Origin of the sequence: Rhodococcus sp. AD45-ID (assembly GCF_003023755.1) — a bacterium.
GTDB lineage: Bacteria > Actinomycetota > Actinomycetes > Mycobacteriales > Mycobacteriaceae > Rhodococcus_F > Rhodococcus_F globerula.
This window is the reverse complement of the sequence record NZ_PYHL01000001.1, coordinates 2,244,250-2,265,599: the sequence shown is the minus strand read 5'-3', so window position 1 is coordinate 2,265,599 and position 21,350 is coordinate 2,244,250. Positions and strand designations below refer to the sequence as shown.

Annotated in this window: 23 protein-coding genes; 16 read left to right on the top strand and 7 right to left on the bottom strand. The window is 61.8% G+C overall.

All coding sequences use genetic code 11. The annotated features are described in order from the left end of the window. The first annotated feature begins 83 nt into the window (after window positions 1-83). Window positions 84-722, top strand: a complete 639-nt coding sequence (locus C7T36_RS10255; RefSeq protein WP_045065096.1) for a TetR/AcrR family transcriptional regulator — start codon at window positions 84-86, stop codon at window positions 720-722. Between the two features lie 7 nt (window positions 723-729). Here C7T36_RS10255 and C7T36_RS10250 read toward each other — a convergent pair whose 3' ends face one another. Continuing rightward, window positions 730-1,188, bottom strand: a complete 459-nt coding sequence (locus C7T36_RS10250; protein ID WP_033233420.1) for an SRPBCC family protein — start codon at window positions 1,186-1,188, stop codon at window positions 730-732. Between the two features lie 90 nt (window positions 1,189-1,278). On the opposite strand from C7T36_RS10250, the gene C7T36_RS10245 reads away from it, so the two are divergent. Next, entirely contained in the window at window positions 1,279-1,905 is a 627-nt protein-coding gene (locus tag C7T36_RS10245) for a TetR/AcrR family transcriptional regulator (protein ID WP_045066727.1), read from the top strand. A 30-nt stretch (window positions 1,906-1,935) separates the two neighbouring features. On the opposite strand, the gene C7T36_RS10240 is transcribed toward C7T36_RS10245, so the two are convergent. Beyond that, complete coding sequence (locus C7T36_RS10240) at window positions 1,936-2,514, bottom strand: TetR/AcrR family transcriptional regulator (RefSeq protein ID WP_045065094.1); 579 nt, start codon at window positions 2,512-2,514, stop codon at window positions 1,936-1,938. A gap of 33 nt (window positions 2,515-2,547) precedes the next feature. Between C7T36_RS10240 and C7T36_RS10235 the strand changes: the two genes are divergently transcribed. After that, window positions 2,548-3,525 (top strand): DMT family transporter, encoded by a 978-nt coding sequence (locus C7T36_RS10235; RefSeq protein WP_045065091.1) that lies wholly within the window; start codon window positions 2,548-2,550, stop codon window positions 3,523-3,525. Here C7T36_RS10235 and C7T36_RS10230 read toward each other — a convergent pair. Together C7T36_RS10230 and C7T36_RS10225 are read right to left on the bottom strand one after the other, a co-directional pair. Beyond that, window positions 3,512-4,333 (bottom strand): tyrosine-protein phosphatase, encoded by an 822-nt coding sequence (locus tag C7T36_RS10230; RefSeq protein WP_045065089.1) that lies wholly within the window; start codon window positions 4,331-4,333, stop codon window positions 3,512-3,514. The genes C7T36_RS10235 and C7T36_RS10230 overlap by 14 nt on opposite strands. Window positions 4,334-4,365: 32 nt before the next feature. Then, window positions 4,366-4,953: a TetR/AcrR family transcriptional regulator gene (locus C7T36_RS10225; protein WP_045065088.1), complete on the bottom strand. Its 588-nt coding sequence runs from the start codon at window positions 4,951-4,953 to the stop codon at window positions 4,366-4,368. A gap of 94 nt (window positions 4,954-5,047) precedes the next feature. Between C7T36_RS10225 and C7T36_RS10220 the strand changes: the two genes are divergently transcribed. From C7T36_RS10220 to C7T36_RS10205, 4 genes are all read left to right on the top strand, one after another. Then, window positions 5,048-6,826, top strand: a complete 1,779-nt coding sequence (locus C7T36_RS10220; protein WP_045065087.1) for an ABC transporter ATP-binding protein — start codon at window positions 5,048-5,050, stop codon at window positions 6,824-6,826. Window positions 6,827-6,898: 72 nt separating this feature from the next. Next, window positions 6,899-8,107, top strand: coding sequence for an acyl-CoA dehydrogenase family protein (locus C7T36_RS10215; protein WP_045066726.1), 1,209 nt, complete (start codon window positions 6,899-6,901; stop codon window positions 8,105-8,107). Next, window positions 8,107-9,132, top strand: coding sequence for a phosphotransferase family protein (locus C7T36_RS10210; RefSeq protein WP_045065086.1), 1,026 nt, complete (start codon window positions 8,107-8,109; stop codon window positions 9,130-9,132). The genes C7T36_RS10215 and C7T36_RS10210 overlap by 1 nt, the downstream gene beginning before the upstream one ends. Continuing rightward, window positions 9,129-9,866 carry an SDR family oxidoreductase gene (locus C7T36_RS10205; RefSeq protein WP_045065085.1) on the top strand — a complete coding sequence of 246 codons (738 nt, stop codon included), beginning with the start codon at window positions 9,129-9,131 and terminating at the stop codon, window positions 9,864-9,866. The genes C7T36_RS10210 and C7T36_RS10205 overlap by 4 nt, the downstream gene beginning before the upstream one ends. On the opposite strand, the gene C7T36_RS10200 is transcribed toward C7T36_RS10205, so the two are convergent. Beyond that, window positions 9,867-10,412 carry a hypothetical protein gene (locus tag C7T36_RS10200; RefSeq protein ID WP_033233835.1) on the bottom strand — a complete coding sequence of 182 codons (546 nt, stop codon included), beginning with the start codon at window positions 10,410-10,412 and terminating at the stop codon, window positions 9,867-9,869. It abuts the gene before it with no gap. 144 nt (window positions 10,413-10,556) lie between these two features. On the opposite strand from C7T36_RS10200, the gene C7T36_RS10195 reads away from it, so the two are divergent. Genes C7T36_RS10195 through C7T36_RS10180 form a run of 4 tightly spaced genes read left to right on the top strand, consistent with a single transcriptional unit; the run spans window position 10,557 to window position 13,048 of the window. Next, window positions 10,557-11,057: a methylated-DNA--[protein]-cysteine S-methyltransferase gene (locus C7T36_RS10195; protein ID WP_045065083.1), complete on the top strand. Its 501-nt coding sequence runs from the start codon at window positions 10,557-10,559 to the stop codon at window positions 11,055-11,057. A 43-nt stretch (window positions 11,058-11,100) separates the two neighbouring features. Further along, window positions 11,101-11,598 (top strand): RNA polymerase sigma factor, encoded by a 498-nt coding sequence (locus C7T36_RS10190; protein ID WP_045065082.1) that lies wholly within the window; start codon window positions 11,101-11,103, stop codon window positions 11,596-11,598. Beyond that, window positions 11,595-12,200 carry a methylated-DNA--[protein]-cysteine S-methyltransferase gene (locus C7T36_RS10185; protein ID WP_045065081.1) on the top strand — a complete coding sequence of 202 codons (606 nt, stop codon included), beginning with the start codon at window positions 11,595-11,597 and terminating at the stop codon, window positions 12,198-12,200. The genes C7T36_RS10190 and C7T36_RS10185 overlap by 4 nt, the downstream gene beginning before the upstream one ends. After that, window positions 12,197-13,048 (top strand): DNA-3-methyladenine glycosylase, encoded by an 852-nt coding sequence (locus C7T36_RS10180; RefSeq protein ID WP_045065080.1) that lies wholly within the window; start codon window positions 12,197-12,199, stop codon window positions 13,046-13,048. Before C7T36_RS10185 ends, C7T36_RS10180 begins: the two co-directional genes overlap by 4 nt. On the opposite strand, the gene C7T36_RS10175 is transcribed toward C7T36_RS10180, so the two are convergent. Beyond that, the gene (locus C7T36_RS10175) at window positions 13,049-15,274 is read right to left on the bottom strand and encodes an MMPL family transporter (protein WP_033233406.1); all 2,226 of its coding nucleotides are present in this window, start codon (window positions 15,272-15,274) and stop codon (window positions 13,049-13,051) included. 197 nt (window positions 15,275-15,471) lie between these two features. On the opposite strand from C7T36_RS10175, the gene C7T36_RS10170 reads away from it, so the two are divergent. The 4 genes from C7T36_RS10170 to C7T36_RS10155 are packed head-to-tail and all read left to right on the top strand — an operon-like array spanning window position 15,472 to window position 19,288. Beyond that, the gene (locus C7T36_RS10170) at window positions 15,472-15,759 is read left to right on the top strand and encodes a hypothetical protein (RefSeq protein ID WP_033233405.1); all 288 of its coding nucleotides are present in this window, start codon (window positions 15,472-15,474) and stop codon (window positions 15,757-15,759) included. Further along, window positions 15,756-16,574, top strand: coding sequence for a hypothetical protein (locus C7T36_RS10165; RefSeq protein ID WP_033233404.1), 819 nt, complete (start codon window positions 15,756-15,758; stop codon window positions 16,572-16,574). Before C7T36_RS10170 ends, C7T36_RS10165 begins: the two co-directional genes overlap by 4 nt. Before the next feature lie 25 nt (window positions 16,575-16,599). Further along, on the top strand, window positions 16,600-18,531 hold the full coding sequence (locus C7T36_RS10160) for a fumarate reductase/succinate dehydrogenase flavoprotein subunit (RefSeq protein ID WP_045065079.1): 1,932 nt from the start codon (window positions 16,600-16,602) through the stop codon (window positions 18,529-18,531). A 1-nt stretch (window position 18,532) separates the two neighbouring features. Further along, a complete protein-coding gene (locus tag C7T36_RS10155) occupies window positions 18,533-19,288 on the top strand; it encodes a succinate dehydrogenase/fumarate reductase iron-sulfur subunit (protein ID WP_033233402.1) in 756 nt (251 codons plus the stop codon). 6 nt (window positions 19,289-19,294) lie between these two features. Here C7T36_RS10155 and C7T36_RS10150 read toward each other — a convergent pair whose 3' ends face one another. Further along, a complete protein-coding gene (locus C7T36_RS10150; protein WP_033233401.1) occupies window positions 19,295-20,008 on the bottom strand; it encodes an IclR family transcriptional regulator in 714 nt (237 codons plus the stop codon). A 111-nt stretch (window positions 20,009-20,119) separates the two neighbouring features. Between C7T36_RS10150 and C7T36_RS10145 the strand changes: the two genes are divergently transcribed. Continuing rightward, entirely contained in the window at window positions 20,120-21,331 is a 1,212-nt protein-coding gene (locus C7T36_RS10145; protein WP_045065075.1) for a 4-hydroxybenzoate 3-monooxygenase, read from the top strand. The last annotated feature ends 19 nt before the right edge of the window (window positions 21,332-21,350 follow it).

Below are 21,350 nucleotides of genomic sequence, written 5' to 3'. Positions count from 1 at the left end.
GGTCATCCCGTTTGCCGTATAAGTAGCAGGTGACTTCAAACGCCGACCCCTCGGAGAACTGGGAAGACCGTCCGCCGCCGTCCATGGCTGCAACGGAGCTTTTACGTGACCTCCCGGTGACGGCGCGCGGGGTCCGGACCAGGGCTTCTCTGGTTGCGGCAGCCCGGACGGTGTTCGAGCGAGCGGGGTACCTCGACGCCCGGCTGACCGACATCACGAAGGAAGCGAACTGCTCCACGGGCACGTTCTACACGTACTTCGACAACAAAGAGCAGATCTTTGCCGCTGTCCTCGAAGTCGCGCAGGAAGACATGCTGCACCCCGGCATGGGTCGCGTCCGCGACGCGGACAACCCTTACGCTGTGCTCGAGTCGAGCAACCGCGCGTACCTGATTGCCTTCCAACGCAATGCCAAATTGATGGGTCTGCTCGAGCAGGTGGCACAGATCGATCCGGCCTTCGCGAAACTACGACGCGATCGTGGTGCAACCTTCATCACGCGCAATGCAAAAGCCATCGAGCGGTTGCAGACGGAAGGGAAGGCCGACACGTCGCTGGATCCGTTGTTGGCGTCGCGGGCACTCTCGTCGATGGTGAGCCGCTTCGCCTACAGCGTGTTCGTGTCTGAGGAACCGGGCTCAGACGGCAAGCCGGTGCCCTTCGAAGAAGTGGTCAAGACCGCTACCCAGATTTGGGCCAACGCGCTCCGATTGCAGCGGTAGCAGCGGCTCAGCGGGTTCCGCGCGCGAACTCCGCTTCGAGATTCTGGCGCAGAGTTTCCTCACTGTTGCGGACCGCGTTCTCGATGAACGGACCCACTACGAGGCCCAGGGCTTTGCCGGCCAGACCGTCGGGCAGCTTGTAGGCAAAATCGACCGCCAACTCGGTTTTGGTGTCGTCTACCCGCGTGAATTCCCAGGTAGACGAATTAGCGACATCTCCCAGTGATGAGAGTGTGATGATGCGGTCTTTCTCCCACTCGGTGATTTCGAGCTTCGAGCGCACGGTGCTCGGACCAATTTGGATTGCGGCGTCGAATGTTGCGCCCAGACCTTGATCGAACTCGCCGTCGGGGTAGAACTCGGATACGCCGTACATCCAGTTCACGACATTCCGGTAGTCGTCTATGTAGGCAAACGCGACGTCAACGGGTACGGCGGCAACCGCGGAATGGCGAACGTGGATCATGACTGGTCCCTTGTTTATCGGTGGACATCGACTGTAACCAATGACGGTGACATGTTCGGTGTCGGCGCAAGTGGATCTACGGTAACGGTTATGACAAACGAGCCTGCTATGCCCGAATCCTGGCGACACTACGAAGACCTGGGTCTGTCCAAGCCTCTCGCGGCGGCACTGGAAGCGTTTGTCGAGCAGGGGTACCACGGGGCCTCGATTCGGGACATCGCAGCGCGAGCGGGGCTCTCGGTGCCAGGTCTGTACCACCACTATCCGTCGAAGCAGGCCTTGCTCGTCGGCTTGACCACGGTGGTGATGGGCGAGTTGCTCGAACGCAGTCGTGCCGCCGAGATCGAAGCCGGCCCAGATCCGTCGGATCGCTTCGACGCGGTGATCGAATCACTGTTGCGGTTCCACATGTTTCGACGGGAGCAGTCGTTCATCGCGTCTTCGGAGCTTCGGAGTATGGAACCGGAGGGGCGGGCGAGCTACATCGCTCAACGTGACGAACAGCAGAAGCAGGTCGATCGGATCATTCTCGACGGAGTTCGAGCGGGTGAGTTCGACGCCGAGTATCCAGTGGACGCGAGTCGGGCCGTCGTGACGATGTGTGTGGCGGTGGCGCAGTGGTATCGGCCGGATGGTGAATTGTCGCCGGAGGAGTTGGTGGAGCGGTATTTGGGGATTGCGAGGTGCACGGTGGGGGCGAAGCGGGTGGGGATGTGATGTTTGGTTGATGCTGCGGGACTTCGGCGATCACCTGGAGTTCTTCAGCAATTCGAGGGCCGCGTCCCGGCCGACGCCGAAGGGGTCGGTGCCTATACCGATCCCGTCTGCGACGAGGGCACCTTCGTGAAGCAGCATGAGGGACTCGACGAGGCGTTGGTCGGCCTGCCCTTCTGTCGCCAGGATGCGCCGAAAGAGATTCATCATTTCTTGCTTCTGTTCGGCGATAACAGCAAACACCTGATGCGAACGATCACTGAACTCGGCGTGCGCGTTGATCATGCTGCACCCCTTGCCTCCGCTCGCCTTGGACCAGGAGGCGGAAGCATCGAACACCGCACTCACCTGTTCGGCGCGAGTGTCTCCGGCTGATGCCAGCTTCTTGTCGCGAAAGGCTCGCCACCGCCGATCTCGGTCCTTCAGATATTCCACGACGAGACCGTCCTTCGAGCCGAACCGCTCGTACAGAGTCTTCTTCGTGACCCCGGCGTCCAGTGCGACGGTATCCACACCTACGGCGTGAATCCCCTGTTCGTAGAACAACTTCGACGCCGACTCCAGGATGCGACGCGCTTTCGGAGTCAACTCGGGTACGGATTCCTCTGCCATGGCCAAGAGTATACCGATCTGTATAGTCGAGGTATGAGTAAACAGATCGGTATACCTCGGATCGCGATCCCGAGATCTGCCGTGACGGCTACCTTGTCGGTCTTGTTCGTCGCGTGCTGGAGTTCGGGATTCATCGGAGCCAAACTCGGCGCGGGCAGCGCCGAGATCCCCACGGTGCTGATGTGGCGGTTCCTCCCGCTCGCCGCAGTACTCGTCCCGATTGTCTGGTTGTCCGCCCGGCGTCAGAACATGATGCCGACCCCGCGGACTCTCGGCAGGCAGGTGGTGATCGGGATGCTCTCCCAGAGCGGCTACCTGTTGTCTGTGTACTGGGCAATCGAGCTCGGCGTGAACACCGGAACCACTGCGCTGATCGACGGTATTCAGCCGCTGGTGGCAGCGGCGCTGCTCGGCCCGGTCCTCGGTGTCGCAGTCCCGCGCACACAGTGGGTCGGGTTGGTGATCGGGCTGGGCGGCGTCGCGTTGGTCACCGCCGCCGACGCCGGAGCCGGTACAGCGGCGCCGTGGTGGTCGTACGCGATCCCGTTCCTGGGGATGCTCTGCCTCGTCGCATCCACCTTCGTCGAACAACGTGCTCCCACGTCCACGCCGCCACTGCAGGCTCTGGCTATCCACTGCTCAACCAGCGCAATAGTTTTCACGGCTCTAGCGGTCGCTTCCGGAAATGCCGTACCGCCGAGTGTCAACACATTCTGGATCGCATTGCTCTGGTTGATCGTGCTGTCCACCTTCGGTGGTTACGGCCTGTACTGGTTGTTGCTCCGTCGGGTCGGCATTACGTCCGTCAATACGTTGATGTTCTTGATCGCTCCCGTCACCGGGGTCTGGGGTGCGCTGATGTTCGGGGAATCCTTCACTCCGTACACCGCGCTCGGCTTGGCGGTGGGCATCCTCGCCGTCGTCGTGGTCACCCGGGTGGGCAATCGCCCGAAGGAGCGGGACGAGGGCGAAGATGCCTGTCCGGTCAGGGCCCCGATCACGTCGCGCTGATGAAGCCCGATCGTGATGTGAACCGCTCGCGGAGCGCGGTGAGTTGCTCTGCGGTGAGCTTGAGTCCGTTGATTGCGTAGTCCTCGACGGTGCCGAAGAGTGTGCGCATCTCGTCGAGGGCGGCGTCGAAGTAGCTGTCACGGACGCCGAGGAGGGGCCGGAGCAGTTCGGCGTCGACGCCTTTGCTTGCGGCGAAGTCGAGTATCGGTGCCGTCATGGGTGCCAGGTCGGTGTTCGTCTGCAGGTAGTCGGCGCGTACATCGGCTTCGTCGGCGCCGAGGAGGAGCAGGAAGGAGGTTGCGGCCCATCCGGTGCGATCCTTGCCGGTGGTGCAGTGGAAAAGTGCTGCCCCGGTGCGTTTTTCGTCGATGAGGTCGAGGTAGAACGTGCGGTAGGCGTCGAGCGCCGATGGCAGGGTGACGAAGTTGCGGTTCGCTTCCTCCATCGGCGCGATCCCACGCCCGCCACTGATCGTCTCGGCGTACGCGGCCGGGTCCGTCATGAGTAGTCCGGTGGCCGCGGCGTTCTGGGCATTGTCGGCGAGTACGTCGAGCCAGACCGTCCGTGTCGAGTCAGGGAGATTGTCGAGTGCGCCATCGCGCTCGGCGGCGGTCCTCAGGTCGTACACAGTCCGGATGTCCAAGCGGGCGACCGCGGCAACGTCGTCGCCGTCGAGTTTCGCGAGCGTCGCCGAACGGTAGAGCGCGCCTGGACGGACGGTGCCACCTGCAACGGCAATGCCGCCGAGGTCGCGGAAGTTCGGGGCGGTTTTCAGGAGAACGCGACGATCGAGCGGGTGAGTTGGCATGGCTGACTCCTTTGGGTTCGGGCGGTGACGGCCTAGCCCGCGGGATCGGGCGTAATTCCGCGACGGAGACTGCGAACCGTCAGATCCAACGCTTGCAGTCGGGTGCCTGCGCCACGATTGACGTAGTCCATGGATGTGTAGAGCAGCGACCACAGCAGGTTCTGTACCCAGTCCGAACTCATGTCGGGATCGATGGAACCGTCGGAGTGTCCACGTTCGATGGCGTCGCTGACTCCGCTGTCGTTGGATGCGGATTCGGCAAAGGAATCTTCTTGATACACACCGGGTGTGAAGAACAGGACCGTCAGAAGGTCGGCCAGTTCGAAGTACTCGTGGCACAGGCGAACCAGTGCTTCGGCACCGGTGCCATCGCCGAGTCTCGCCGCTGCCGCGGCTTTGTCGACGGCGTGGGTGGCCTCTGACGCGACGGCCTCGACCAGGTCTGACCGTTCGGGAAAGTAGCGGTGCAGGGTGGTCCGGCCGACTTTTGCGGCCGATGCGATTTCGCTGAGCGTCGCGGCGGGTTTGGACGCGAACGCTGAAATGGCGGCATCGAGGATTGCCTTGCGAGTGCGCTCGCGGGTTGCGCTTTGTTCTGGTGCGCTGTGGATCGTTGTCACGAATTCGAAGCGTAGCCGTGTCCGGTTTCGGTATCCAGTCTTTCCGTATCGGAATTCCCTTGCCCTTTTTGGAACATTCGTGTTCCATAAATTCATGCTCGAATCTGACGCTCGCAAACCCACGCCGAAATGGAGCAATCTCCGCGTTCTTGCCGAGTTCGCTCACCCTCACCTGCCGTCGCTCCTGCTCGGGTTGGTCTTGGCCCTGGGTGGCTCAGCGGCGACGCTGGCGACGCCGATGGTCACCAAGTGGGTTCTCGATACGCTCGACACCGGCGCTTCGCTGCAAGGGCCGATCCTGACACTGATCGTCCTTCTCGTGGTGGGTGCAGTGCTCGGCTGTGCTCAATGGATCGTGCTCGGCACTGCCGCCGAGAAGGTCGTGTTCGACGCCAGGTCCTCACTGGTCCGGCGGTTCCTGGCCGCGACCGTGCCGTCGTTGCAATCGCGGTCGGTGGGCGAGTTGGTCACCCGAGTCACGTCGGACACCTTGCTGTTGCGCGAGGCCGCGTCGTCAGCCGCGGTGAACATTCTCAATGCCGCCGCCCTGACCATCGGAACGATTGTCCTGATGGGTGTTCTCGATCTGCCGTTGCTGGGCGTGACCATGGTGGCAATCGTGTTCGCCTCCATCCTCTTTGCCGTTCTGATGCCCCGGATTTCCGCAGCGGAGGCCAGAACCCAGGAATCGCTCGGCAAGCTCGGTGGAGTTCTCGAAGGTGGTTTGCGAGCAATCCGGACGGTCAAGGTGTCACTCGCGGAGGACCGAGTCGGCGCTCTCGTGACGAACAATGCGGCCGATGCAAAAAAGCATGCAGTCACAGCGGTTCGAGTATCCGCGACCGCATGGACTGTCGCGTGGACCGCCATTCAAGGGTCGATCATTGCCATCTTGGGGTTCGGTGCCTGGCGCGTCGCCGACGGTGAAATGGCAGTCTCCACACTCATCGCTTTTCTGCTCTACGCCTTCACTCTGATGGGTCCGGTCTCGGAGCTTGCGCAGAACGTCACCTCTGTTCAGTCGGGAATCGCGGCAGCCATCAGGATTCGAGAGATGCAGTCGATGCCTACGGAGACGCATGACGTCGCCTTGGGAGTTGTCCAGAAAACCGACCCGGTCGCGCCGTTGATCGAATTGCGCAACGTCACGGTCAGCTACCACGGGTCGACCGAGCCCGCGCTGAGCGACGTCTCGCTGGTCATCCCGCAGCGGGGACATATGGCGATCGTCGGACCGTCGGGTGCAGGAAAGACCACGTTGCTCTCGACCGTGCTGCGATTTGTCGAACCAGGAGCCGGTGAGGTTCTTCTCCACGGAGTCGGATACGACGCGCTCGATCACCGAGCAGTGCGCGAAAGCCTGGCGTATGTCGAACAGGAGACGCCGGTGGTGCCGGGAACGATCCGAGAGAACGTGGTCTTCAGTCATCCCGACGCGACCGATGACGAGGTGCAGGCAGTACTACGTCTGCTCCGGCTCGACGACGCGATCGAGGCCCTGCCGAACGGACTCGACACCGCTCTGACCGCCACGTCGCTGTCCGGCGGCCAACGTCAGCGGATCGCGATGGCACGTGCAGTTCTGCGGCCGAGTGCGTTGCTCCTGCTCGACGAAGCCACTGCCCAGGTCGACACGCTCACCGAGGCCGCGATAGTCGATGCGATCAACGAGCGTGCGCGCACCGGGGCTGTGGTGACGATCGCTCATCGACTCTCGACCGTGCGCGACGCAGACTGGATCGTGGTCATGGAAGCCGGCCGGATTCGCAACATCGGCAACCACGACGAGCTCATGAACAAGGACGACCTGTACCGAGACATGGTGGTTGCCGGTCGGCTCGATCATTCCGAGGCATTGCTCGAAGATTGTTGACCCGGTGAGTCGGCATGTGCGAGAGTGCTGGTACCGAACGATCGCTCGGTCGGTCTTACTTGGAGGTGGATGGTGGCAATCGATCTGACGTATGCGCCGGAGGTGACCGCGCTGATCGAGAAGACGCGCGCCTTCACTCGGGATGTCGTTCTCCCGATCGAGGACAAGCATGGCGGCGACATTGCCGTTGCAGGTGGCGACGCAACTCGTATCGAGATGCAGACCGCGGCAAAGGCTGCAGGCGTCTTCGCTCCCCATGCGCCGATCGAATACGGCGGGCACGGGCTCAACATGAGTGATCGTGCGCCGGTATTCGAGGAGGCCGGCTACTCACTGTTCGGTCCGACCGCACTGAACATCGCCGCCCCGGACGAGGGCAACGTCCACATGCTGGCCCACGTGGCAAACGCGGCGCAGAAGGAACAGTTCCTCGCGCCGCTCGCCCGTGGTGACAAGCGTTCGGCTTTTGCGATGACAGAACCGGCGCCCGGTGCCGGATCCGATCCGTCGGCCCTCAACACCCGCGCCGAGAAGGCTCCGGGTGGCTGGAAGATCAACGGCAAGAAGTGGTTCATCACCGGCGCTGACGGCGCAGGCTTCTTCATCATCATGGCGCGCACGTCGGGTGAACCTGGCCAACGTGGCGGTGCCACAATGTTTCTCGCGCCGGCAGAGTCCCCGGGATTGATCGTCGGTCGTCATATCGGAACCCTCGACAAGTCCATGATCGGTGGCCACTGCGAGGTCACTTTCGAAGATCTCTTTGTCCCCGACGAGGCTGTTCTGGGCGAGGTCGACCAGGGCTTCGCCTACGCACAGGTGCGTCTCGGCCCTGCCCGCATGACACACGTGATGCGCTGGCTGGGCGCCGCGCGTCGTGGGCACGACATCGCCGTGGCCCGGGTGGCGGAGCGTGAAGGATTCGGTTCCAAGCTCGGTGACCTCGGGATGATCCAGAAGATGATCGCGGACAACGAAATCGACATCGCGGCCACTCGCGCGCTGCTGGTTCAGGCGTGCTGGGAGCTCGATCAGGGTGGCCATGCAAGCAACTCCACGTCGATCGCAAAAACGTATGCAGCGGAGGCGATCTTCCGTATCGTCGATCGGTCCATCCAGATGTGCGGTGGTATCGGTGTGTCCGACGACTTGCCTCTCGCACGCCTGTCCCGCGAGGTCCGCCCGTTCCGCGTGTACGACGGACCGTCCGAGGTTCATCGGTGGGCAATCGCGAAGCGCGTTGTGGGCGCGGCACGTCGAGCTGCTCGAGACGGTGCGTGATGACTGAGTTTCCCGGTCTCGACCTGGTTGCCCTGCGGAAGTACCTGCTCGACTCGGACGTAGCGGTCAGCGGCGATCTGCGTGCGAAACTGATCTCCGGCGGCAAGTCCAACCTCACCTACGGGATCTACGACGACGCATCGAGTTGGATTGTGCGCCGCCCTCCGACTGCGGGATTGACGCCGTCGGCGCATGACGTGGCGCGCGAATTCCGCATCACGTCGGCACTACAGAACACTGCGGTGCCGGTGGCTCCCACCGTCGCCCTGTGTGAGGACGCGTCGGTGATGGGTGCGACGTTCACGGTCGTCGAGTTCATCGAAGGCAAGGTGATCCGGACGAAGTCGGAACTGGATGCTCTTCCGGCAGAACAGGTCACGGCCTGCGTCGATGAATTGGTGCGTGTTCTTGCGGCGCTGCACGATGTCGACTACAAGGCCGTCGGCCTCGGAGAATTGGGGCGTCCCGACGGGTACGTCGCGCGGCAGGTGAAATTGTGGGCCGGTCAGTGGTCGCGGGTGAAGGTCGAGGATTCCGCGGACGTCGACCGCTTGGCTTCTGCGCTCTCAGAGCTGATTCCGGAGAATTCCGAGTCGTCGATCGTCCACGGTGACTACCGGATCGACAACACGATCCTCGCTGCAGACGATGTCACGAAGGTCGCGGCAGTAGTGGACTGGGAATTATCCACTCTCGGTGACCCTTTGGCCGATATCGCCATGATGTGCGTGTATCGCCATTCCGCGTTGGACCTGGTTCTCGGGGAGCCGGCAGCCTGGACCAGTTCGTCACTGCCGTCTGTTGTCGATCTGGCCCAAAGCTATTCGCGCGTCTCGGGTCGGGATCTCGGCAACTGGAACTTCTACATGGCACTCGGATTCTTCAAGCTGGCCGTTGTCGCCCAGGGGATCGATCATCGTTTCCGGGCCGGCGCGACAGTCGGTGGTGGTTTCGAGAGTGCGGGAACGGCTGTACCCGAACTGATCTCGGCGGGGCTGAACGCGTTGAACGGGAAGTTCGCGTGAGTGCGTCGGCGCTCGTCACAGGCGCGTCCAAAGGCATCGGGCTGGGCATTGCGACGCGTCTCGCGACGCTCGGATACGGATTGACCATCACGGCGCGAGACAGTGAGAAACTCGACGCAGTTGCCGAGGAACTGCGCCGCGCCGGTTCGCCCGACGTTCTGGTGTTGGCCGGTGATATGGCGGACGAGAAATTTTCGGCGGAATTGGTTGCCGCCCATGGTGATCGATTCGGTTCGATGCGTGCACTCATTCTCAACGCTGGTGTGGGAACCAGTGGGCGGATCGCGGACTACCCCATGAAGCGCTTCGACAAGACGCTCGCAGTGAATCTGCGGACGCCGTTGGCGCTGCTTCAGGCGTCGTTGCCGTTCCTGCGCCTGGCAGCGGATGCACATCCGAGTGGCGGAGCAAAGGTTGTTGCGCTGGCATCAATTGCCGGGGTGTACGCCGAAAGCGGTTTGGGTGTTTACGGTGCGACCAAAGCGGCGTTGATCTCGATGATCGAGGCGCTCAACGCCGAAGAATCGGGAAACGGCATCAGCGGCACGGCAATTGCTCCGGGATACGTCGACACCGACATGTCGGCGTGGACGCACGATCGGATTACGCCGGAATCGATGATCAAAGTCGACGACATCGTCGAACTGGTCGACGGGTTGCTACGTTTGTCCGCCAGGGCAGTGGTCCCCAAGATCGTGATGACCCGAGCCGGTACCGAAGGCTACGGGGCCTGATCAACCCGGCCGATTCTCGCCACGCTTGCGGAAGAAGTGGAACCCGGGAACACCGACGATCGCCTGTTTCAGGTCTTTGACGACCCCCAGGAGTTCGTGGACTTCGGGGGAGACCGAGTCCAAGGTGGCGAGAATCGGCAGGACGGCAGTGACCCGCTCGGTGAGTTCCGGGAGCTTGTCGATCAGCGTGATGGCGGCAGTGACTTCGGATTCGCTGAGATCATCCGCAAACCTGGCAGCTAACGGAGCCAGTTGAACTGCGATGGGTTCGTACAGTTCGAGAAGTTGCTGCGCGATGTCAGATGTTTGCTCGACGGCTTCGATCAACGTCTCGGCGCGAACAGTGACGGAAGCTGCGCCGACTACGACGCGGTCTGCGTTCTCGGCTATCTGGCTGATTCGCGCAACCAGTCTCTCGACGCTCACCAACAGCGCCTCGAGGCGGGCAGGGAGCGTGAGCGCGAAAGCGACCGTCGACAGCGACCAGTGCACCACATCGCTGACGGAGTGGACCAGGCTGGAACGTCCCGGCAAAACTAGAGCCATCACTCGATACTGCCTGATAATGGTCGGAAGTGCAGGCATTTCTCACATTCCTGTGAGTCGGGGCGTCTTCGAGATATGAGTAGCTCAGGCGCTGGCGTTCCCACATCGTGGCCGTCGCTACTCGATACCTGGAAGGATCGAGACATGGCGGATAACCGTACCCACACAGTGATCGAGTCGCCGATCGGGCCGTTGACACTGGTCGCGACGGCAAACGGCTTGTGCGGTCTCTACATGGCAGAGCATCGTCACAAGCCGAACGAGTCGACTTTCGGGGAGAGTTCACCCGCGAATTTCGGTGCTGTCCGGGAACAGTTGGACGAGTATTTTTCCGGAGAGCGAACCGAGTTCTCGTTGCCGTTGGATCCGTCGGGCACGGAGTTTCAGCAACGAGTGTGGGATGCGCTGCGGACAATTCCCTACGGGCAGACGTGGTCCTATATGGACCTCGCGCAAACCCTTGGCAACCCTCTGGCGATTCGTGCTGTCGCGGCGGCAAACGGTAAGAACCCGATCAGCATCATCGTGCCGTGCCATCGCGTGGTCGGTAGTGACGGGAGCCTGACGGGCTTTGCGGGCGGTCTCGACCGCAAGCGCTTTCTGCTCGAGCAGGAGTCCGGTGGAATCTCGGACGTGCTGTTCTGATGGAACGAACTCACATATCTCGTGATGCGAGCGTTTACCGATCGTGGCACTGAAACCATTCGAGAACGTCGTGACAGAGCACGGAGCGGTGGTGCTTCGGGTGTGCCGCGCTGTGGTCGGTCCGGTCGACGCGGAGGACGCGTGGTCCGAGACCTTCCTGGCGGCAATGCGTGCCTATCCGGACCTGGATCCCGGCGCGAATGTCGAGGCATGGCTCGTGACCATTGCGCACCGCAAAGCCATCGACATCGTGCGAGTACGAGGGCGCGTCGCGGTTCCTACCGACGACCTTCCGGAATTGCCGACGCGTATCGGCCTTCCGGGAACCTGGAATCACGAACTCTGGGATGCACTCGAACAACTGCCGTTCAAGCAGCGAGCGTCGGTGGCGTACCACTTCCTGGGCGGGCTGCCGTACGCGGAGATCGCCGAGATTCTGGGTAGTACTCCGTCCGCCGCGAGGAAGGCCGGCTCCGACGGTATTGCGTCCCTGCGAAAAACATACTTACCCAACACCGTTCCGGAAGGGAGCCGATCATGACTACCGAAGCTGATGTGTTCGGCGCACTCCCCGCGTCCGACCCGGAAGCGCTGGCGCGACTGCACTCACGGCTGGCTGATGCCGCTGCGGCGGCGCAGTTGATCGATGTTGCCTATCGGATCGTTGATTCGCCGATCGGGAAATTGCTCCTCGCTGCAACGGACGTCGGATTGGTGCGGGTGGCGTTTGCCGTCGAGGGGCACGACGTCGTGCTTGGACGGCTGGCCGATACTGTCAGTCCGCGTGTCCTGCATCATCCGCGCAGGCTCGACGCCGTTGCGCGGGAGCTGGACGAGTACTTTGCCGGCGCCCGAAGGGAATTCGACCTGGATTTGGATTTCCAGCTGGCAAAGGGATTTCGGCGTGAAGTGCTGCGCCACCTTCCGGAGATCGAATACGGCCACACCGCAAGCTATTCGACGGTCGCCGCGGCGTCGGGTAGCCCGCGTGCAGTGCGGGCGGTGGGCACGGCGTGTGCGAAGAATCCATTGCCGTTGGTGGTGCCATGTCACAGAGTTGTCCGAAGTGACGGAAGCCTGGGCCAGTACGCGGGCGGCCCGAAGCTCAAGGCCGTACTGCTGGACCTGGAATCGCGGCAATGAACAAGGCTGCGACGCTGACTCTTCCGTTCACGCCGCCGTATGCGACGGAGCCGTTGATCGGCGCGTTGAAGGCCCATGCGGTAGCCGGATTGGAACGTCACGACGACGGGGTTCATGTGCGCGTCGTGCCGTTGCCGACCGGTCCCGTGATCGTGTCGGTGTCATGGCACGACGATTGTGTGTCGGTGAGCGCGGACAGGGACACGGACGCCGCTCAGCTCGAGTCGGTTGTACGGCGGTGGCTCGATCTCGACGGCGATCATCGTGTGTGGGAGGCGGTGCTGGCGTCGGACAAGACGCTGGCTCCGCTGATCTCGGCCCGGCCAGGTTTACGTGTGCTCGGTAGCGTCGACGGTTTCGAGACTGCGGTGCTGACTGTTCTGGGGCAGCAGGTTTCGCTGGGGGCGGCGCGAACATTTGGTGGACGGTTTGTCGGAGCGTTCGGTCTACCCGTGAATCACGAGTTCTCGGCCTTCCCATCGGCGGAGTCTGTAGCGGCCAGTTCTCCGGAGGCGATACAGAAAGCTGTCGGATTGACCAGTGCGCGTGCACGAACGGTGCACACCTTGGCGATTGCCGCTGCCGAGTATCTTGATCTCGGCTGGGATGCCGACCGAGTGCGATTTCGTGCTGATCTTCTAGCTCTGCCAGGAATCGGGCCGTGGACTGCCGACTATCTGACCGTGAGGATCCTCGGAGATCGGGACGCGTTTGTGCCGGATGATCTGGTTCTCAAACGCGCGTTGGGTGTGTCGTCCGGCAAGGAAGCTGCGGCATTGTCGGAGCAATGGCGACCGTGGCGCGCTTACGCGTTGTTTCATCTGTGGACGAAAGAAGCTTTTCTCTAGTCAGTCTTTCGAGGTCGCCAGGCTGGATGGCCACCAGATTTTCTTGCCGATGTCATGGGACAGAGCGGGAACCAGGACGCTGCGCACTATGATCGTGTCCAGCAGCACGCCGAACGCAACGGCAAAACCGATCTCGGCCAAGAAGACCAGTGGAAGAATTCCCAGGACGGCAAACGTTGCCGCCAACACGATCCCGGCCGAAGTGATGACGCCGCCGGTGACGGCAAGTCCGCGCAATACACCTGCGCGAGTGCCGAATTCACCCGTTTCCTCGCGAACACGGGTCATCAGGAAGATATTGTAGTCGATGCCCAGCGCTACGAGGAAGACAAACGCGTAGAGCGGGAACGACTGGTCTGCGCCTGCAAAACCAAAGACGTGAGTGAAGAAGAAGCCGCTGACGCCCAAGGTGGCTGCAAACGAAAGGACCACCGTTGCAATCAGAATTACGGGAATGACCAGCGCGCGAAGCAGTAGCGCAAGAACAACGAAGATAACCGCAAGCACGATGGGGATGATGAGATTGCGGTCGCGCACAGACGCTGCTTGAACGTCGAGTGTGGTTGCGGTGCTGCCGCCCACAAGAGCGTCGGCGCCTGGAACTGCGTGTACAGCGGTCCGGAGACGCTTGATCGTCTCGAGTGCCTGTGGCGAGTCGTATGAATCGACAAGCATCGCGTTGATCATGGTGCGACCGTTGATCGGCGGGGCAGTGAAGCCTGGTGGGGCACAGCCGGCGGCCGCTGCCTGGGCGACGGCCGCTGGATTGGTCTTGATCAATTCGCTGACCTTCGCCACGTCGACTTGCGTGCATACGGACCCGGCGTCCTGGGATATACCCTCGACAGCGCTTGCCGCCTTGATGACCGCATCGGACTGATCCGCGTTCGCAGTGATGACGGCCGGGGCACCGGCTCCCGGGTCGAACGCGGAATCGTAGAGTTCTTGCCCGACAACGGCGTCCGGAGTGTTGGTGAAGTTCTGGGCCGCGGTCAGCCCATCGGTTTTCAGGCTTCCGATTCCGGCCGCGAACAACACGATGAGCAGGATCGACGCGCCGATCCACAACGAGCGATCCTTATTGCCGACAGTTGTCGCGATCTTGCCCCACATGCCGTGCGTCGCAAGATCTGCGGCGTGATCGACGCGTGGAGTTCGGGGCCAGAACACCCAGCGGCCGACCACCGCCAGTGCAACCGGCATGAACGTCATCATCACCAGATACGTGCAGGCAATCCCGATCGCGGCCACCGGGCCGAGGCTCTTGTTGGAGTTCAACTGCGAGAAGGTCAGGCAGAGCAGTCCGAGAACGACAGTGACAGCCGATGCTGTGATCGCGGGCGCTGATTCACGCCACGCCCGGATCATCGCGTCGAATCGATTGGGGTAGCTGTGAAGTTCTTCGCGGTAACGCGAAATGAGCAGCAGCGCATAGTCGGTGCCCGCACCGATCACGAGTACGAACAAGATTCCTTGAGATTGACCGGTCAAGGTCAGGATCTCGGCCTTCGCGAGGAAGTAGATCACCATCGACGACAAGCCGATTGCCAGGAGCGCCGAGAACAGCGGGAAGAACCACAGCACCGGCGATCTGTAGACCACTAGAAGAATCAGGATGACAACGAGTAAGGCGGCGCCGAGGAGCGCACTGTCCAAGCCGGCAAAAGCGTCGATGAAGGCCACCAGGAGCCCGCCAGGACCGGCCGGTAGTACTTCCATGTCGCCGGCAGCCTGCTCGGCCGCGTCGAGGACTTTCTGTTCGGTTGCCGCCAGGTCCTCACCGGACACCGCGGCGCCGTCGTCCTTGGCGATCAGCGGAACGAAAATGGATGCAATGGTGCCGTCGGCGGAGAATTGAGTTGGCTGCATCCCGTCGGCATCGACGCCGGGTACTCGGGAAATGGCTTGACGTGCAGATTCGACAGCAGCTTTGTCCGCATCGGTCAGCGCGGAATCCCGATGGAATACGACAAACCCAGGAATGGTCTCCACCGGAAGGAATTTCGCGGATTCATTTGCGACGACGGTGGACTCCGCAGAACTCGGAAGATACGACGAGTTGTCGTTCTTCTGAACCTCTGCGAGTTTGCTCTGGAACGAACCGCCGAAACCGCCCGCGACAAAGGCGAAGATCGCCAATGCGATCACCGTGAAGATAGGCAGGCGAAAGGCTCTGATCGCTCTGCCGTCGTTCTTTTCCGCGTCAGTGGAATCCAGTTTGGTCATCGTTCTCCTGGGGGCACATGAGGCCGTCACCGATAAAACAACATTTTCAGTAGAACACGCGAGCAAGCCGGGTGGAACTACCGCAATTGGGGTACCCGCAGATGCGAGGAACACAACTTTCACGCGCAGGAGGTACAGCGACCCGGTTGTCGAAGCCGATATGAGTCACCACTTCTACCGATCGGTTGGAGAGATTTATGTCAACCACCGAAATGCTCGAACTCGAGCGCACCATCGACCATCTCCGTCACTGTGTCGGTTCGCTGCGGTCCTTGTACGGCGACGTGCCGCAGGTCCGCCGGTTGGTCAATGATCTGGAGCGGCTCGAGATCGACTCCGGCGATCTTGACGCATCGCCGCCGCACCTGACCCATCACGAACAGGCTGAACGAATCCCCGTGCCCGACACACCGTACGACGCGTCGATGTGGCAGGGCGCCGATGACGAGGGTATCGGCGGCCACCCGACCGAGCACGACGGATGAGTGCACCACCGATCGATTCGAGTGGGGTCGGTGCTTCTTCGCGTGCTCGCATTGCGGCACGCACGCTGAGAACGGACCGGTGGTGGCGAGCGCCGCTACTGACCGTACTGGGATTGTCCGTCTTCCTGGTCTACGCGACGATCCGGTCGTTCGTCCGCAGCGCGTACTGGGTCGCGGACTATCACTACCTGACACCGTTCTACTCTCCGTGCCTGAGCGACTCGTGTGCGCCGGGTTCCAGCGATTTCGGCACACCGATCGGTGAATTGCCGATGTGGATTCCGCTCGGGTTCCTGGTGCTGCCGTTCCTTCTCGGATTCCGGCTGACCTGCTACTACTATCGCAAGGCCTATTACCGGTCTGTGTGGCTGTCGCCGCCTGCCTGTGCGGTCGCAGAACCACATCGCGCGTACTCGGGTGAAACACGACTTCCGCTGATCATCCAGAACTCGCATCGGTACTTCTTCTACGTCGCGGTTGTTGTGTCGATCATCAATACCTACGACGCGATTCGGGCTTTCCACGGAGCGGACGGTGGCTTCGGGATGGGTCTCGGCACGCTGATCCTCGTCGGCAACGTGTGCTTGCTGTGGGCCTACACGGTGTCGTGCCATTCGTGTCGTCACGTCACGGGTGGACGGCTCACCCATTTTTCGAAACATCCGATCCGCTACTGGTTGTGGACGCAGGTGAGCAAACTCAACACGCGGCACATGCAGCTGGCGTGGACCACGCTCGGCACACTCATGATCACCGATTTCTACATCATGCTCGTGGCCAGCGGGACGATCGACGACCTACGTCTGATCAATTGACCACCCAATTCTTCAGGGAGAGTGAATGACCGAAGTCGAACGGCACACCTACGACGTCGTGGTGATCGGAGCCGGCGGAGCCGGACTACGCGCGGTGATCGAGGCCAGAGAGCAAGGACTCTCTGTTGCCGTGGTCTGTAAGTCGCTGTTCGGCAAGGCTCACACCGTCATGGCGGAGGGTGGGTGCGCTGCCGCGATGGGCAACGCCAACGAGAAGGACACCTGGCAGACGCATTTCCAGGACACGATGCGCGGTGGGAAGTTCCTCAACAACTGGCGGATGGCGGAGCTGCACGCGCGTGAGGCGCCGGATCGAGTGTGGGAACTCGAAACCTATGGCGCACTGTTTGATCGGACGCCGGACGGGCGAATCAGTCAACGCAACTTCGGTGGTCACACGTATCCGCGGCTCGCTCACGTCGGTGACCGAACAGGTCTCGAGATCATTCGAACGATGCAGCAGAAGATTGTCTCGCTTCAGCAGGAAGACTTCGCGGCCAACGGAGACTACGAGGCACGCGTCAAGATCTTTGCGGAATGCACCATCTCGGAACTGACGAAGGACGGCGACCGTATTTCCGGTGCCTTCGGATACTGGCGTGAGAGTGGACGGTGCGTGCTGTTCGAAGCACCGGCCGTGGTGATGGCTACCGGCGGAATTGGCAAGTCGTTCAAGGTCACATCCAATTCGTGGGAGTACACCGGGGACGGACACGCGCTGGCACTTCGCGCGGGCGCCAACTTGATCAACATGGAGTTCGTTCAGTTTCACCCGACGGGCATGGTGTGGCCGCCGAGCGTCAAAGGCATTCTCGTGACGGAGGGCGTACGCGGTGACGGTGGTGTGCTCAAGAACTCCGAGGGCGACCGCTTCATGTTTTCCTACATCCCGCCGGTGTTCAAGGGCCAGTACGCCGAGACGGCAGAAGAAGCCGATCGGTGGTACGAGGATCAGGAGAACAACAGGCGCACCCCCGATCTGCTACCCCGCGACGAGGTGGCTCGCGCCATCAACACCGAGGTGAAGGAGGGACGTGAAACCCCGCATGGCGGTGTGTACCTCGACATCGCGTCGCGAATGCCGGCCGAGGAAATCAAGCGCCGGTTGCCGTCGATGTATCACCAGTTCAAGGAACTCGCGGACGTCGACATCACAAAAGAGCAAATGGAAGTCGGTCCGACCTGCCACTACGTGATGGGCGGGATCGAGGTCGACCCGGACTCCGGTTCGTCGAACGTACCGGGGTTGTTCGCGGCGGGGGAGTGCTCCGGCGGAATGCACGGGTCCAACCGGCTGGGCGGAAATTCGCTGTCGGATTTGCTCGTGTTCGGTAGACGAGCCGGCCTCGGCGCCGCGACTTATGTGAAGTCGCTGCCTGCTCGGCCCGTCGTGGCGGACGGCGACGTGGATGCCGCGTCACGGATGTTGCTCTCGCCGTTCGAACCTCAGGGTGACGCCGGTGCCCTCGAGAACCCGTACACCCTGCACACCGAACTGCAGCAGACGATGAACGACTTGGTCGGCATCATCCGCACCGCTGAGGAAGTCGACCGCGCGCTGCGCACGCTCGACGACATCAAACGACGGATCGATTCGGTTGTGGTGGAGGGGCATCGGCAGTTCAATCCGGGATGGCATCTGGCTGTGGATCTGCGAAACATGGTGCTGGTCAGCGAATGTGTCGCGAAAGCCGCGCTGCTGCGCACCGAGAGCCGGGGCGGACATACTCGGGACGATCACCCGGCGATGGCTGCGCAGTGGCGCAACACCCTGCTGGTGTGCGCTGTGGATGCAGCGGTCGCCGGGCGAGCGGATGTTGTTGTTCCCGACGTGCAGGTCACCTCCGAGCCGCAATCGCCGATGCGACCGGACCTTTTGGCGCTCTTCGACATCGACGAGTTGGCGAAGTACTACACGGACGCCGAACTTGCCGGCCATCCGGGAAGGAAAACCTGACATGGGCTACGACGCGAGTTTCCGGGTGTGGCGCGGCGATGCCGATGGTGGTGAGCTGCGGGACTATTCGGTTCCGGTGAACGAGGGGGAGGTGGTGCTCGACATCATTCACCGGTTGCAGGCCACGCAGACTCCGGATCTCGCGGTGCGGTGGAACTGCAAGGCGGGCAAGTGTGGATCGTGCTCAGCGGAGATCAACGGGCGTCCGCGGCTGCTGTGTATGACGCGGATGTCGACTTTTGCGGAGGACGAAGTGGTGACTGTGACTCCGATGCGCGCATTCCCGGTCATCCGTGATCTGGTCACCGATGTCTCGTTCAATTACCGGAAGGCACGCGAGATTCCGTCGTTCACACCGCCGCCCGGCTTGGCTCCCGGTGAGTACCGAATGCAGCAGATCGACGTCGCCCGCTCGCAGGAGTTCCGCAAGTGCATCGAATGCTTCCTGTGTCAGAACACTTGTCACGTCGTGCGCGATCACGAGGACAACAAGGAGGCGTTTTCCGGCCCCCGCTTCTTCATTCGGATCGCCGAACTCGAAATGCACCCTCTCGATACAGCAGACCGTCGGGACGCCGCGCAAGACCAGTCCGGACTCGGTCTGTGCAACATCACCAAATGCTGCACCGAGGTATGCCCGGAGGACATCAAGATCACCGACAACGCAATCATCCCGATGAAGGAACGAGTCGTGGATCGGCGTTATGATCCGCTGGTCTGGCTGGGCAACAAGATCTTCCGTCGAGGTGAAACCTGATTCGGGTCAGGAAATTCCTCGGGAGATCGCGCGACTGGCCGCCTGCAGTGCCGGGACGAGGGGAGCGCTGCCGGTGTCGAGTGGAACGACAACAGATAATGCCGCGACAACGTCGCGAGAGCGGCGAATAGGCGACGCTATCGCCAGCGTGCCGAGATTGAGGTACTGGCGAGCTATGACGATGTCGGTGCGGCGGATCTCGGCCAGCAGAGAACGAAGCGTAGGTTCCTCGGTGATCGTGAACGGCGTCAGTGCCCGCAATCCGGCCGCGACAACATCGTCGAAGACGCCATGGGGAGCATGAGCCAGAAGCACCAGCCCACCGCTGGACGCGTGCAGCGGCAATCGTCCACCAGCCCGGCCGACAAGACCGACGGCGTCGTGGCTCGACAACCGCTCCAGGTAGACAGCCTCGAGGTGGTCGCGGACAACCAGTTGTACGTTCTGCCCGGTGATTTCGTGCAAGTCCTCCATGAACGGCATTGCTACGGAACGTAAACCGTGTGCTCGGGGTGCGCGGGACCCGATCTCCCAGACCCGAAGTCCGATCTGAAATCGGCCGTCGTCGCCACGTTCGAGGGCTCCGAGCCTGGTGAGTTCTCGGCAGATGCGAAAGACCGTCGGCACGGGCAGTTCGGAACCCAGTGCAAGTTCGGTGATTGTCTGGCGGGGGTGCTGCGGAGTGAACAGATCGAGCAGGACCATAGCTCGTTCCAGCATTCCCGGCGGAGTAGCGACTTCTTTCACTCAATGAAAACTACCTTGTTGACGGCCCTCATGTCCCGCGACCATCCAATCAGTGAAAAGTTGTTCTCTACCGAGGAGAGTTCTATGAGTCTGCCGCCCATTCGCACCCAGGTCGGTATCGTCGGGGCCGGTCCGGCCGGTCTGATGCTCTCCCATCTTCTTCATCTTCAGGGGATCGATTCCGTTGTCCTGGAATGCCGTACCCGCGAAGACGTCGAAGGAACGATCCGGGCGGGAATTCTCGAGCAGAACACCGTGGATTTGATGATCGCAACCGGCGTGGGTGATCGGTTACTCGCGGAAGGTCATCGCCACACCGGTACCCAGATCAGGTTCGCCGGTGAGGGGCGTCGCGTCGACTTCGAAGGGCTCACGGGTCGGGCTGTCACTGTGTACCCGCAGCATGAGGTGCTCATCGATCTGATTGCGCGCAGGCTGGCAGACAGCGGCGACATTCGCTTCGGCGTCAGTGACGTCGAGGTCCACGAGCACACTGGCGATCGCCCGTTCATCACGTTTGTCGACTCCGACGGTCAGGCGCAGCGGCTGGACTCCGAACTTGTTGCGGGATGCGATGGTTCGCGAACCGGGACGCGCCACCTCATTCCGGAGCCCGAGGTACGCACCGACTACTTCCGCCAGTACCCGTTCGTCTGGTTCGGCATTCTTGCCGAGGCCCCCCGAACCTCGGACGAACTCATCTACGCCCACAGCCCGCGGGGATTTTCACTCTGCAGCACACGATCCGAGACTGTGCAGCGGCACTACCTACAGGTTTCGGTCGACGACACTGTCGACGACTGGTCGGACGATCGAATCTGGGACGAGTTGCACCGACGCGTGGACGGACCTGGCGTCGAGGTCAAGGAGGGCGCCATCTTCTCGAAGAGCATCCTGCCGTTCCGTAGCTTTGTGTGTGAACCCATGCAATCCGGCCGCTTGTTCCTGGCCGGGGACGCCGCGCACACTGTCCCACCGACCGGCGCCAAGGGCATGAACCTCGCGCTGGCAGACGTGTGGGTTCTGGCCGACGCCATGGTCGGTTTCTTTACCGCTGGGGATCGACAAGCCCTCGACGGTTACTCCTCGGCTGTGTTGCCGAGGGTGTGGCGTGCTCAGCATTTCTCGTGGTGGATGTCGACGATGCTGCATACAGCGCCCGACGCGTCGCCGTTCGACATCAAACGGCAGGAAGCTGAACTCGACGTCGTGACCGGCTCCCAAGCAGGGCTGACCTTGATTGCCGAGAACTACACCGGCCTGCCGCTGCCCCAACTGGTTCACGCAGTGTCCTGACGCGCTGCCGTCTGGCGAA

What these genes read in the sequence shown, in the direction of transcription:
- C7T36_RS10255 (WP_045065096.1), top strand. Translation starts at nt 84, where the DNA reads ATGGCTGCAACGGAGCTTTTACGTGACCTCCCGGTGACGGCGCGCGGG.
- C7T36_RS10250 (WP_033233420.1), bottom strand. Translation starts at nt 1,188, where the DNA reads ATGATCCACGTTCGCCATTCCGCGGTTGCCGCCGTACCCGTTGACGTC.
- C7T36_RS10245 (WP_045066727.1), top strand. Translation starts at nt 1,279, where the DNA reads ATGACAAACGAGCCTGCTATGCCCGAATCCTGGCGACACTACGAAGAC.
- C7T36_RS10240 (WP_045065094.1), bottom strand. Translation starts at nt 2,514, where the DNA reads ATGGCAGAGGAATCCGTACCCGAGTTGACTCCGAAAGCGCGTCGCATC.
- C7T36_RS10235 (WP_045065091.1), top strand. Translation starts at nt 2,548, where the DNA reads ATGAGTAAACAGATCGGTATACCTCGGATCGCGATCCCGAGATCTGCC.
- C7T36_RS10230 (WP_045065089.1), bottom strand. Translation starts at nt 4,333, where the DNA reads ATGCCAACTCACCCGCTCGATCGTCGCGTTCTCCTGAAAACCGCCCCG.
- C7T36_RS10220 (WP_045065087.1), top strand. Translation starts at nt 5,048, where the DNA reads ATGCTCGAATCTGACGCTCGCAAACCCACGCCGAAATGGAGCAATCTC.
- C7T36_RS10210 (WP_045065086.1), top strand. Translation starts at nt 8,107, where the DNA reads ATGACTGAGTTTCCCGGTCTCGACCTGGTTGCCCTGCGGAAGTACCTG.
- C7T36_RS10200 (WP_033233835.1), bottom strand. Translation starts at nt 10,412, where the DNA reads ATGGCTCTAGTTTTGCCGGGACGTTCCAGCCTGGTCCACTCCGTCAGC.
- C7T36_RS10195 (WP_045065083.1), top strand. Translation starts at nt 10,557, where the DNA reads ATGGCGGATAACCGTACCCACACAGTGATCGAGTCGCCGATCGGGCCG.
- C7T36_RS10185 (WP_045065081.1), top strand. Translation starts at nt 11,595, where the DNA reads ATGACTACCGAAGCTGATGTGTTCGGCGCACTCCCCGCGTCCGACCCG.
- C7T36_RS10180 (WP_045065080.1), top strand. Translation starts at nt 12,197, where the DNA reads ATGAACAAGGCTGCGACGCTGACTCTTCCGTTCACGCCGCCGTATGCG.
- C7T36_RS10175 (WP_033233406.1), bottom strand. Translation starts at nt 15,274, where the DNA reads ATGACCAAACTGGATTCCACTGACGCGGAAAAGAACGACGGCAGAGCG.
- C7T36_RS10170 (WP_033233405.1), top strand. Translation starts at nt 15,472, where the DNA reads ATGTCAACCACCGAAATGCTCGAACTCGAGCGCACCATCGACCATCTC.
- C7T36_RS10165 (WP_033233404.1), top strand. Translation starts at nt 15,756, where the DNA reads ATGAGTGCACCACCGATCGATTCGAGTGGGGTCGGTGCTTCTTCGCGT.
- C7T36_RS10160 (WP_045065079.1), top strand. Translation starts at nt 16,600, where the DNA reads ATGACCGAAGTCGAACGGCACACCTACGACGTCGTGGTGATCGGAGCC.
- C7T36_RS10155 (WP_033233402.1), top strand. Translation starts at nt 18,533, where the DNA reads ATGGGCTACGACGCGAGTTTCCGGGTGTGGCGCGGCGATGCCGATGGT.
- C7T36_RS10150 (WP_033233401.1), bottom strand. Translation starts at nt 20,008, where the DNA reads ATGCTGGAACGAGCTATGGTCCTGCTCGATCTGTTCACTCCGCAGCAC.
- C7T36_RS10145 (WP_045065075.1), top strand. Translation starts at nt 20,120, where the DNA reads ATGAGTCTGCCGCCCATTCGCACCCAGGTCGGTATCGTCGGGGCCGGT.